This is a genomic window from Bacillus sp. FSL R9-9497, from assembly GCF_038005805.1.
Lineage (GTDB): Bacteria > Bacillota > Bacilli > Bacillales > Bacillaceae_G > Bacillus_A > Bacillus_A cereus.
The window spans coordinates 1,796,614-1,808,697 of the sequence record NZ_JBBOTY010000001.1 but is presented as its reverse complement, the minus strand read 5'-3'; the positions used below and the strand labels follow the sequence as shown (position 1 = coordinate 1,808,697).

Genomic DNA, 12,084 nt, shown 5'->3' with positions numbered 1-12,084 from the left:
CGCAAGTGATAAAAAAGCAAGAGAAAATGTAATAAATATAGCGATAGAGTATTGTATAAATAATGATAAGTAAGAATTCATATAAACATGAATTCTTACTTATCATTATTCTTAACTTTTCATTTCATTCATTACTATATTTAAAGCTGCCATAGCTTTTGGCCAACCAACGTAAAAAGCCATATGTGTTATTAATGCAACCAATTCATTCTCCATAACCCCATTTTGTTTAGCTAGCTTCAGATGAAATTGTAATTGTTCTGTATTACCGAGACTGATTAGTGCTGACACAGTACACAAGCTTCTTTCTCTTAATGTTAAAGTGGCATCCCGCCACACTTCCTCAAATAATATCTTTTCACTATAATGAGCAAATGCAGGTGACATTTCTCTCATTTTCTTTTTAATATGTACTTCAATAAGTTCGTTTTTCATTTTTTTCTCCCTTTATTTTCACCATTTGTGCTATTCCTTGACCAAATGACCAGTTTTCAGCAGCTGTCTCATTTAGTGTAATAAAAATATCCGAAGTTTTAAAATCGGAATATTCCGTAATTTTTAAGGATACGGATTGATACAAATCTTTTTTCTGTTGCACCGTTCTTCCCGGTCCACATGTAATAGAAACATAAATCATATTCTCTGTTCTCTTTTCTCCTCTTTCCAACAAATAATATGGATTATATAAAAATTTGTTTTGTTGGTAAGGTAGGAACATTTGAAAATAATCATTTTCAGGGATGTTAAAATGTTCAATTAATGAAAGATGGATACATTCACCCATTTTTTCCAACTCTTCTTCATTTAATATGTTTTCAGAATAATAAATCTTCACAAAAGGCATAGACTTTCATTCCTTTTCTTATTTTTAATATACAACAAAATTTCATCGTGAAATGTGTAAAATCTCATATACTGTAACACCTTTATTCACTACAATATCAGGTTTCTCTTCATAAAACTCAAACCTACTATATCTCCATTTATCCGGATTATAAACGATTACATCCCCTAAACACTTTTCATTGTTTTGTACATTTTCATTCATCGTGTTTAATTGAGTCCCAACCAGCGTTTTACTTTGAGAAATACTTCCCGCATATTCAACAACATATCTACTTTTCTTAAATCCATCACTTAGATTAACAACTAATGGAACACCTATATTTATTTGTTGCCATCCAAAAGATTGTAAAATATTATCATAATATCCTTCAAAGATAAATTTGTTCATTCCTTCATGGCCATTCCAAATATATAAAGGTGCATAACAGTTATAGAAATTCCCGTCCTTACCTACCTCAGTAATTAAATAAGCTTTAAAATTCAGGTCTTGAAAACCATCAGTTTTATGCCCATTATCCTTTACCCTATTCCTAATAATCTTTATATCATAATCCTTTGGCAAAATGACCTTATATTGCATTCCAATCATGTTTATCACTCACTTTCTATCCTATATACATAATGATAAACCGATGATTGACTAACGTAAAATAGGTATAAATTATGTTTGGTATCATTTATAATGATAGTGCATAAGGGGCTGAGATACATGGAAATAAATGATCTTATTATATTCAAAACTGTGGCCAGTGAGGGTTCTATTAGTAAAGCTGCTAAAGAGTTAGGATATGTTCAACCGAACGTAACTGAGCGAATCAAAAAATTAGAACAAGAATTAGAAACGCCTTTACTACATAGAGATAACAAAGGCGTTTCCTTGTTACCTGCTGGTGACATTTTATTAGATTACACGAATAAAATATTAACTCTATTAGAAGAAGTAAAAGATGAAATTAAAACGAGTGGTTCTTCTTATATAATAGCGACGTCACAATCTATTTTGACAAATTATTTAAGTAAGCGTATTGAAGAAAACTTCAGAAATTATCAAATATATGTAGAAAGTAGTAGTCATTTGCAAAAATTACTTCAGCAACAAAAAGTTGATATGGTCATAACTTATGAGGATTATCCTGACGCATCGTTTAAAAAAGTGTTCACAACCTCAATTTCTGTAGGCTTATTAAAAGCGAAAGAAAAATGTACCATTGATTATTCAAAAGAAATTTTCTTCGTTAGCAATGACAAAAAGTGCCCTTTTAGGAATAAGACAATACAATTTCTAAAAGAAAACAACCTATCTCAGCGACAACTTCAACAGTTGGATTCTTATTCGCTTATGGAAGAGTTTATTGATGATGGAAAAGGAATAGCTTTTTTACCGATTAAAAATGATAAATTGGTACCAATTGAAGATGTTCCAGTTGAGAAATTAGCTGTTCATTTTTTTACAAATCAAAACTCTTTCAAACAAATCCCTGATGAACTATTTGGTTAATAAAAAATCCCTCCTTTATGAATCTAAAAGAGGGATTTTCATATTCTATACAATTGATTTTTCACACATTTTGCTCCACTTCTGCACTTTTCTCCTTCTTATTCCGTTTCATATTCTTCAGTCCCTTAACCGTACCAACTAATCCTTTCGGGAAAACTAGCAATACGATAATGTACAATAAACCAAGAATAATCGTCCATCGTTCAAAGATCGGATACTCTGTAGCTAGTTCTGATAAATAATATTTTAGGGATTCAATAATCCCAGACCCAGCAATAGCTCCAATTAATGTTCCGACTCCTCCAATCATCGTCATCAAGAGTGCATTTAGTGTCATTTCAATTGAAAATACAGTCGTATTGACAAAGCGTAATGTAATAACAAATAAACCACCGCTAATCGCAGCTACTACTCCTGCAACAATGCTAGCAATAATTTTATAATGAAGCACTTTATATCCTAGTGCTTCAACACGTTGCTCATTTTGTGAAATTGCCTTTAATACTTTTCCAATAGAAGATTTGGTGAAAAGACGTAACAGAACAAAAATGATAAGTAAACATATAAGTGTTACATAATAAAACGTAAAACGATCACGGAATACGTCTGGTACACCAAATGTAAAACCATCTCCTCCGTGAGTGAGCCCACGCCATTTTTCAGCAAGGACGAAAAACAGCTGTGAAATAGCAAGTGTTAGCATCGCATAAAAATGACTTTTCAGCCGTAAAGAAAGTAAACCAATTATATAACTAACTATTGCTGAAATGATAATTGCAGCTACTATTCCAATTAAAAAGTTCGTTATTGATACGCCGTGTCGATCAAATAAAAGCGCTACCCCATATGCTCCTATCCCAAAGAACATACAATGACCGAACGATACAATTCCTGTATACCCAAGCAATACATCAAAACTCATTGCAAAAATAGCAAAGATGAAGATTTGAGTGAACAAAATTAACAGGCTCCGTGAATCATTTACGAACGGAAATACACTTAAACAAATGAGCATACATACTCCGAAGTATACTTTAATTCGGTCCGATGTGTTGTTCACCATTTCACCCCTTTTCACCAACAAGTCCAGTTGGCTTCACTATTAAGAAAAATAGTAACATTAACATATTAATTGCAAGTGATAAATCTGGTATAAAATACGCTGTAAAAGCACCAGCTAATCCGACAATTAAAGAAGCAATAGCTGAACCTTGAACGCTTCCTAATCCACCGATAATTACTACTATAAAAGCTAAAATTGCATACTGCATGCCCATCTCGGCGAAAATAACGCCCGAATACGGAGCTAATAAGAATCCTCCCAAAGCTGCCATCCCTGCTCCTAATAAAAAGACGAAAGAAAATATCGCTTTTACATTAATACCAAGCGCTTGAACCATTTCTTTATCCATTACACCTGCACGGATCATAAGACCTATCTTCGTCTTTTTGAGTAATAGTAGTAGTGCAATGTAAATAATTATCCCAATCAAAATAACAAATAGACGATATTTAATTAATATAATACCTCCGAATGTAAAACTTCCTTGTAACCATAACGGTAATTTTGCACTAATAGGGTTTGGCCCCCAAAATATTTTAATACACTCACTAAGAACGAGCATTCCTCCAAGCGTAACGAGCAGCTGTCGAACATGATTTCCATATACCGGTCTAATAAGAAACCTTTCTAAAATAAATCCTAGGAACATTCCCATGGCTACTGCTCCAACTAAAGCTAATATATAACTTCCTGTCATATTAAATAACCAAACACCTGTAAATGCTCCCCATGCAAATAAACCACCGTGTGCAAAGTTTAAAACGCTCATTAGACCGAAAATAAGTGAAAGACCTGATGCTAACAAAAAAATGAGCATCCCTGTTGAAATCCCATTTACAAATAAATTGATTAACACATCCACCCTTTTCACCTCGGATTCATGTTAAGAGATTCCTAAATATTTATGACACATTTCCTTATCCTTTTTTAATTCATTCATAAAACCGTTATGAACAATTCGTCCGTTATCCATAATGTAAAAATAATCACCAATTTGACTAGCCATCATAAAATTTTGCTCAACAAGTAAAACTGTTGTTTTCTCTTTCATCTTCAAAATAGCTACCATTAATTTCTCCACCATTATCGGGGATAGCCCTTTGCTCGGCTCATCAATAAGTAATAATCCATCACTATTAATAAACGCTCTTGAAATAGCCAACATTTGCTTTTGCCCTCCGCTCAAGAGCCCACTTTTCTTATTCCAAAACTGCTTTAAATCCGGAAATAGTTCCAGCATCCACTCTATTTTCCCTTCTACTTCTTCACCTTTCCCCCTAGCAAGAGCGAATGTTTCTTCTACTGTCAAATCATGAAAAATACCTTGATTTTCTGGTACATACCCTATTCCTTTCCTTGAAATTAAATGTGTAGCTAATCCACTTACTTTTGCACTATCATAATAAATTTCACCATCTGCAATCCGGTGAAACCCCATAACTGAACGTAATGTCGTTGTTTTCCCTGCCCCGTTTCTACCAAACAGTACAGTAATCGTCCCTTTCTCAACAGTAAGAGATACTCCTTGCAAAATATGAAACTGATCTAAATACGTTTCTATATTATTCACTTGTAATAGTGCCACTATATAATCCCCCTAAATAAGCACTTTGTACACGCTCATCTTTCATAATTTCTTCTGGCAATCCTTCAGCCAATAACTCTCCATGAAATAAAACGATAAGATGATCTGACAAACCTAGTATCATATCCATTTTGTGTTCGATAAGTACAATTGTGCTCTCTGGATGTTTCTTAATATTTTCAATCACTTGTAATATAGCAGGGACCTCTTCAACCGAAATACCTGCCGTCGGCTCATCAAGTAATAACACATCCGTTTTTAAAGCTAATAACATCGCAAGTTCTAGCTTTCTTTTCTCTCCATGTGCCAAATCTTTCGCTAATACGTTCTCTTTCTCGTGAAGTAATACTGTTTTTAAGAAACGTCTCGCCTCTCCAACTTGTTGCTTTAATTTTGCTGAACTCGGGAAAAAACTATAGTAATCTTGTACGAATGATTGAACACTTAAACGGACATTTTCAAGTACCGTTAATTCTGGGAATATGTTTGTAAGCTGAAAAGAGCGACCGATTCCTAAGCGTGTTCGATCTGAAATCGATAGTTTTGTAATATCTTGCCCTTTAAAATACACTTCACCTGTTGTGGGTGAAATCTGTCCACTTAGTAAATTAAATAATGTTGTCTTCCCCGCACCATTTGGCCCGATAATAGAAATGAGCTTTCCTTTTTGGACAGTTAAATTTACATCTTTAATAACATGATGTTCACCAAAAGATACGCTAAGATTTTTCGTCTCTAGCAAATGTGTCACGAAATCCCTCCCTTTAAAGCCGTGAGTATGAAAGAAATATGTATAAAGAGGGTCCCCCCTCTTTATACAAAAACAACAGAAAATTCAGTCTATTTATTTTGAACTGGTGGTTCTGTTTCTTTCATCGTTAATTCTCGCTCTAACACTGGCACCGGATAATCAACACCGTCTTGCTTTTTCAATGTGATAGAATACAGTATCTGCATGGCTTGGTGGTCCTTCTCTCTAAACTTCATCTTTCCTTTCGGTGTATCAAATTCCATTCCTTCCATTTTCTTAATCAAGGTATCTACATCTGTATCACCTTTTGTTTTCTTTAAGGCTTCTACAATAGAAATTGCTGCTGACATTCCTCCAGCTGTAAACAAATCTGGCACTGCACCATTAAAACGTTTTTTATGCTCTTCAACTAGCCAATCATTCACTTTATTTTTTGGAAGTGTGTGATAATATACAGAAAAACCTTGCATACCTACTAATGCATCCATTGTTTTTAATGCTGGTATATCTGGCGCACCTGTAGAAATTTTAATACCTTGCGCTTCCACATTCATATCTTTCAACTGTTTCCAAGGTGAATTTGCCCCTGCCCAAACGATAAATAAATAATCTGGTTTTGAACTAATGATATTTTGAATATTCGCTGTAAAATCTGTTGAATTTGTATCCGCGTATTGCTCATTCACAATGTTCGCACCTAATTTTTTCGCACCCGCTTTAAATGCAGCAATCCCTTCACGACCAAAAGCGTTATCTGGGGCAAATGTCGCAATCTTTACATCTTTTTTCGCAATTGCTGCTGCTCCTGCAATCGCATCTTGTGAGGAACTTCTTCCAGTTCTAAAAATATATTTATTCCAGTTCTTCCCGGTAATACTATCCGCAACTGCCGGTTCTACAACCATAATCTTTTCATATTCTTCAGCCAGTGGTAAAACCGCTAACGTATCACTTGAACTAGACGATCCAACTAAAAAATCAACTTTCTCTTCTTCTAATAACTTCGTAGCTTTTTTAACTGCTACATCCGCTTTCGTTTCTGTATCTTCTACAACAAACTTAATCTTTTTCCCATCTACTTTCCCAGTTCCACCAGTTGCATAATCTAACCCTAATTCAAATCCGTTCACTGTTTGTTTTCCATACGATTCTAGTGGTCCTGTTAAAGAAGCAAGGACTCCTACCTTAATCGTTTTTTCATCCTCTGTACTTGTTTTCTTTCCTGAACAAGCTGCCGTTATTAATAATGAACCTAAAACACAACCAGTAAACATTGTCTTTAGCCACTTACGTTTTTTCATCGACATTGTGATCCTCCCCATACTTTACTTTCTGATAGAATCAAACACGCCAAAATCCCCTGTCCGTAATCATGACTAACTAATTCGATAGATAATGGAAAACTCTTGTAGTACCCTCTACATTCGGCACAAATATATAATCACCTTCCTATGTAATGGAAACGGACATACAATCAATATATATTCTGCAATCCAATTGAAAATACTGTTTCATTTCAGTAATGACCATACAAAAAGACTAACTTATTTTTAAGTTAGTCTTTTCCCCTTAATTAGAGTTAAGTTCTACTTTCTCTAACCCTTCAGCCAATTGTTTCTTATCTAGTCCTTCTCCTATTACTACTAAGTTTGTCGGGAAACCGAAGTCTTGTTCTAATAAAGTTGGTACTCCGAACGAATATTGGAATAGGTGAGGGTATTTATCTCCATGGAATTTCACAAAACCTTTCACTCGATAAATACTATCTGGTAAATTCGAAAGCCATTCATATAATTTGTCTTGATCAATCGGTTTCGTAAATTGATACGTCATCGTTTGTATATGTAAATGCTGTTTGACATGTAGTGTCTCATGTTCCTCATCATTTGGAAATTCTGCTTCTTCTATATCTTTTAAAGATATATTACAATACTTTGTCTCATACATTTTCGCATGATCATTTATTGCCTTTACTTCTTCAAATACTGTATTCTTATCTTCATCTGTTAGTAAATCTGCTTTATTAACAAGAATGTGACTACCAAATTTCAGTTGCTCATGCAATAGCTGTTGTACATTTGCACTTAATATACTTCGATTTAACCACCTTACTGCATCTAAAACGACTACAATTGATTTCACTTCCAGAAAAGGAGCTAAAATTGGCGAGACACACGCGTCTAACACTTCAATTGGATGCGCAACACCTGTCGTTTCTATATAAATTACATCTGGTCTTTCTTGTTGATATAACGAATGCAATTGTATTTCAAGCTCTTCTTTTAACGTACAACAAATACATCCTTTAAGAAGTTCTCTTAAAACATTCTCTTTTCCAATAATATCTGTATCTACTGAGTATTCACCAATTTCATTCATTAATACTGCAACTTTTCTATTCTTCTTTTTCTCTGCTAACAATAAATTTTGTAATAATGTTGATTTTCCACTACCTAAAAAACCACCTAATATATGAATCTCCACTTTATTCATTCAACCGACCATCCATTTCTTTACTTCAAATGTATTCAAAGCGTAATAATTACGATTTATATTTATCATTTTATTAAAAGAATGAACATTTGTAAATATAAGAGATTCACTGTTCATTCACTTCATATGCAACTCTAACTCCAGACTCAATTGCCCCTTGCATCCATCCATGTGTTAATGTCGTATGCTCTCCTGCAAAGTGTACTTTTCCAGATGGTGGTGTAATATACGGAAATAACTCGAGCTCTTGGCCTGGTTCGAAAGCTGTAAATGCACCGCAAGAATACGGATTTTTACTCCAGCTAAAAGATGTTCCAGTGACAAACTCACTATAGACGATGTCACCGTATATTTCCGCTAAATTTTTTAATGCGTAACGAATACGATCTCTTTGCGGGAGACTATCCCATGTTAACGCCTCATCTGCCCACGTATAACTTGCTATAACGATAGCTGGTCCTGGAGTATGAATGCCATAACTCGGATAGTATGTAAACCGTATCGGTAAATCAGTAATAGATTTACCGCCACACTGTCCCGCTTTCTCCCAAAATCTACTTTTAAACTCTATTGCAATTTTAGTTGCAGCAATATAATTTAATTCACGAATTGCTCTTTTTTTAAAATAAGAGAATAAATAGTATGGCTGAACTTCTACAAATCTTAACGCTGAAAATGGAATTGTAATAATAGCAAAATCACTTGTTATTGTAAATTGCTCTAACGTTTGTTCATGATTTCCTTGTAACATTACTTTATTATCTTCTTGTATAATTTTATCAACCTTATACTGCATTAAAATATGTTCCCTTAATTGTGGTAAGAATGCATTCGATAACTTATCCATTCCACCAGTTATTTCATAATATTTCGTTGTTGAAGTAAAGAAAATCATTTCACGTAATACTTCAATTAAGGACATTCCCATATAAGCTTCCATATCAAGAAGTACCCCAATCATATCTATTGCACCATCTGAATAATACTCCATTAAAAATGAACCAAGCGAATACGTTTTATACTTTTTTTCAACGATAAGCCAGTTTTTATCAGGATCCTTCTTAATATAATTTAGTATTGGTTCTAATACTTCAATCATTAGCTCTTCTGCCGTTTTTCCTCTTTCTTTATCCAAAACCGGATATTCAAGTACACTTGGATCATTTTCAAACACATTCAATCTCGTTTGAATGTTATTCGTATAAATGATATCTGCAAAAGTTTTATTTATAAAAAGGTTTAAAGGTAGTTTAAATTTATGAATATACGCTAAGGTTAACTTATGGGTGTCAGGGATTCTCATCGGTCCCGCATTAAAATATAAACCCACACTAAATGGTTCCCGAATCGTATACACCCTGCCACCTATTCTGTTATTTGCTTCTATAATCGTTACTTCGTGCCCAGCCTCTTTTAATAAAGAACCTGCAACTAATCCAGAAATCCCTGCACCTGCAATCGTAATCCGTTTTGAGTTATTCTTTTTAACAAGCCCTGCATGAATAATATGAAGCATTTCTTCCATTGCTAATGGGTTCCCCATGCCATTTCCCCTTTTACAAAGGATTTTACTGAATTATATTCGGTTCACTGAATTCCTATGTTTTGTTCGCGGATTTGCACGGATACATTTTCAAATACTTGAATATCTTTTATAAAATGTAATAAACTAGATATGACTCTATAGAAGTAAGACGTATTATCTTACATAACAAAACCAATGAAATTGCGAGGAATTTTGAAATGAAAAAAGGTATTAACCGTGTTGTATTAGTAGGAACAGGAGCAGTTGGATGTAGTTATGCTTACTGCATGATTAACCAAGCCGTAGCTGAAGAATTTGTTTTAGTCGATGTAAATGAGGCAAAAGCTGAAGGAGAAGCAATGGATTTAAGTCATGCTGTTCCATTCGCACCAGCTCCAACTAGAGTATGGAAAGGCAGCTACGAAGATTGTAAAGATGCTGACCTTGTAGTTATTACAGCTGGATTACCACAAAAGCCAGGCGAAACACGTTTAGATTTAGTTGAGAAAAACGCCAAAATCTTTAAACAAATCGTTCGCAGTATTATGGATAGCGGATTTGATGGCATCTTCTTAATCGCAACAAACCCTGTAGATATTTTAACTTATGTAACTTGGAAAGAATCTGGTTTACCGAAAGAACGTGTAATCGGTTCTGGTACAACGCTTGATTCTGCTCGTTTCCGCTATATGTTAGGTGAGTACTTCAATATTGGTCCACACAACATTCACGCTTATATTATCGGAGAACACGGCGATACTGAACTTCCAGTTTGGAGCCATGTTTCCGTTGGTATCCAAAAACTACAAACATTGCTTGAAAAAGACAACACGTATAATCAAGAAGATTTAGACAAAATTTTCATAAACGTCCGTGATGCAGCTTACCATATTATTGAGCGTAAAGGCGCAACTTATTATGGTATCGGTATGTCACTTCTACGTGTTACAAAAGCAATTTTAAACGACGAAAATAGTGTATTAACTGTATCAGCTTACTTAGAAGGTCAATACGGTCAAAAAGATGTTTATATCGGGGTACCTGCTGTTTTAAATCGCGGCGGTGTTCGTGAAATTTTAGAGGTTGAATTAAGTGAAGATGAAGAATTAAAATTCGACCACTCTGTTCAAGTATTGAAAGAAACAATGGCTCCGGTTCTTTAATGAAAATAAAAAAGCAATCCAATTTATTTTGGATTGCTTTTTTATTTTCATTATCTCCTATGACTTTTTAGTGATTTTCTATCATTTCTTATTTTTTAGTCTCATCCTCATTATTTATATCAAGTACATCTAATAAAAAGATAAAGATTGGTATCCCGATAATAAGCCCCCATATTCCGAGGAAATGCTCTGAGAAGATAAGAATCATAAATGTGTAGAATATTGGTAAATTTGTTTTTGCAGACATAAACTTCGGATTTAAAAAATAACTTTCAAGAGCATGGATTACTGTTATGAATACGAGTATGTATACTACGTACATAACTCCGCCTACGTTGTAAGCAATGATACAAAGTGGAAACAAAGAAATAATCACACCTGCAACAGGAATCAACCCTAGTAAGAAAATCATAACAGCTAATACAAGTAGCTGTGGAAATCCTAAAACGATTAATGCAATGACAGTAAGAATACAATTTACAACGGCAATTAAAAACTGAGCTTCAATTACTTTGCCGAACGATCTTGCAAATCTTTCACCAAAATATGCAATTTCTTCATAAAAGATTTTTAACTTACTATCTTTAAACTTTGATGTAAATGTAATAATACGCTCTTTTTCTAATAAGAAAAATAAGCTTAAAATTAGAGATAATAATATTTGTAAACTTACCTTCCCTATATTTGCTATTGATTGATATATGACGTCTACACCTTGTTCTATATATTTTGATACTTCCATCCCATTAATTGTCGAAAGTGCATATTTAACGATTTCATTATCAGGTGGATTTTGAAAAAATAGTTTAAATTGATAAATTAATTGTGAAATTTGTATCGTCAGCACAGGTAAATATTTATATAACGTTGTGCCTATAAAGGAAACTAGTATTATATATAAACATGCAATAACAATTTTCCGGTTTACTTTCAATTTTCTTGAAATAAAACGTTGAAATCGATCCATTAAAAACGTCAGTATAAACGTAATTAATATTAAATTAATCATACTTTTTAATGCGTATAATACAAGCGCTACTATTATTAAAACGAGAAACCGTTGAAACCCTCTACTTCGAAAAAAACTCTTTACTTCATTCATTAAGAATTAACCTCCCCCTTCAATGGATGGAAATTGAATATATTACATTTTATGAACT

Annotated in this window: 13 protein-coding genes; 2 read left to right on the top strand and 11 right to left on the bottom strand. The window is 33.7% G+C overall.

Annotated elements, in window-relative coordinates; all coding sequences use genetic code 11:
- Positions 1 to 111: 111 nt before the first annotated feature.
- From MKY21_RS09400 to MKY21_RS09390, 3 genes are read right to left on the bottom strand one after another with little or no spacing between them, the layout of a single operon-like run.
- On the bottom strand, positions 112 to 435 hold the full coding sequence (locus MKY21_RS09400; protein ID WP_000787201.1) for a carboxymuconolactone decarboxylase family protein: 324 nt from the start codon (positions 433 to 435) through the stop codon (positions 112 to 114).
- A complete protein-coding gene (locus MKY21_RS09395) occupies positions 416 to 844 on the bottom strand; it encodes a tautomerase family protein (protein WP_044795745.1) in 429 nt (142 codons plus the stop codon). Before MKY21_RS09395 ends, MKY21_RS09400 begins: the two co-directional genes overlap by 20 nt.
- Before the next feature lie 42 nt (positions 845 to 886).
- On the bottom strand, positions 887 to 1,435 hold the full coding sequence (locus MKY21_RS09390) for a DUF4865 family protein (protein WP_000579876.1): 549 nt from the start codon (positions 1,433 to 1,435) through the stop codon (positions 887 to 889).
- A gap of 120 nt (positions 1,436 to 1,555) precedes the next feature.
- On the opposite strand from MKY21_RS09390, the gene MKY21_RS09385 reads away from it, so the two are divergent.
- A complete protein-coding gene (locus MKY21_RS09385) occupies positions 1,556 to 2,344 on the top strand; it encodes a LysR family transcriptional regulator (protein ID WP_341076034.1) in 789 nt (262 codons plus the stop codon).
- A 61-nt stretch (positions 2,345 to 2,405) separates the two neighbouring features.
- Here the strand turns inward: MKY21_RS09385 and MKY21_RS09380 are convergent, their stop codons facing one another.
- The 7 genes from MKY21_RS09380 to MKY21_RS09350 form a co-directional block, all read right to left on the bottom strand.
- Positions 2,406 to 3,359, bottom strand: coding sequence for a branched-chain amino acid ABC transporter permease (locus tag MKY21_RS09380; protein WP_136986674.1), 954 nt, complete (start codon positions 3,357 to 3,359; stop codon positions 2,406 to 2,408).
- A gap of 49 nt (positions 3,360 to 3,408) precedes the next feature.
- Positions 3,409 to 4,269 (bottom strand): branched-chain amino acid ABC transporter permease, encoded by an 861-nt coding sequence (locus MKY21_RS09375; RefSeq protein WP_000382787.1) that lies wholly within the window; start codon positions 4,267 to 4,269, stop codon positions 3,409 to 3,411.
- A gap of 21 nt (positions 4,270 to 4,290) precedes the next feature.
- Entirely contained in the window at positions 4,291 to 4,992 is a 702-nt protein-coding gene (locus MKY21_RS09370; protein ID WP_001196707.1) for an ABC transporter ATP-binding protein, read from the bottom strand.
- Positions 4,970 to 5,743, bottom strand: a complete 774-nt coding sequence (locus tag MKY21_RS09365) for an ABC transporter ATP-binding protein (RefSeq protein ID WP_000149328.1) — start codon at positions 5,741 to 5,743, stop codon at positions 4,970 to 4,972. The genes MKY21_RS09370 and MKY21_RS09365 overlap by 23 nt, the downstream gene beginning before the upstream one ends.
- 89 nt (positions 5,744 to 5,832) lie before the next feature.
- Positions 5,833 to 7,050, bottom strand: coding sequence for a substrate-binding domain-containing protein (locus MKY21_RS09360; RefSeq protein WP_000061994.1), 1,218 nt, complete (start codon positions 7,048 to 7,050; stop codon positions 5,833 to 5,835).
- Positions 7,051 to 7,312: 262 nt separating this feature from the next.
- A complete protein-coding gene (locus MKY21_RS09355) occupies positions 7,313 to 8,236 on the bottom strand; it encodes a CobW family GTP-binding protein (protein WP_001044939.1) in 924 nt (307 codons plus the stop codon).
- A 106-nt stretch (positions 8,237 to 8,342) separates the two neighbouring features.
- Complete coding sequence (locus MKY21_RS09350; RefSeq protein ID WP_016117602.1) at positions 8,343 to 9,779, bottom strand: flavin monoamine oxidase family protein; 1,437 nt, start codon at positions 9,777 to 9,779, stop codon at positions 8,343 to 8,345.
- A gap of 200 nt (positions 9,780 to 9,979) precedes the next feature.
- Here MKY21_RS09350 and MKY21_RS09345 point away from each other — a divergent pair, with 200 nt between their 5' ends.
- Positions 9,980 to 10,924, top strand: a complete 945-nt coding sequence (locus MKY21_RS09345) for an L-lactate dehydrogenase (protein WP_000715326.1) — start codon at positions 9,980 to 9,982, stop codon at positions 10,922 to 10,924.
- An 88-nt stretch (positions 10,925 to 11,012) separates the two neighbouring features.
- Here the strand turns inward: MKY21_RS09345 and MKY21_RS09340 are convergent, their stop codons facing one another.
- Positions 11,013 to 12,026 (bottom strand): AI-2E family transporter, encoded by a 1,014-nt coding sequence (locus tag MKY21_RS09340; protein WP_001006598.1) that lies wholly within the window; start codon positions 12,024 to 12,026, stop codon positions 11,013 to 11,015.
- Positions 12,027 to 12,084: the final 58 nt, after the last annotated feature.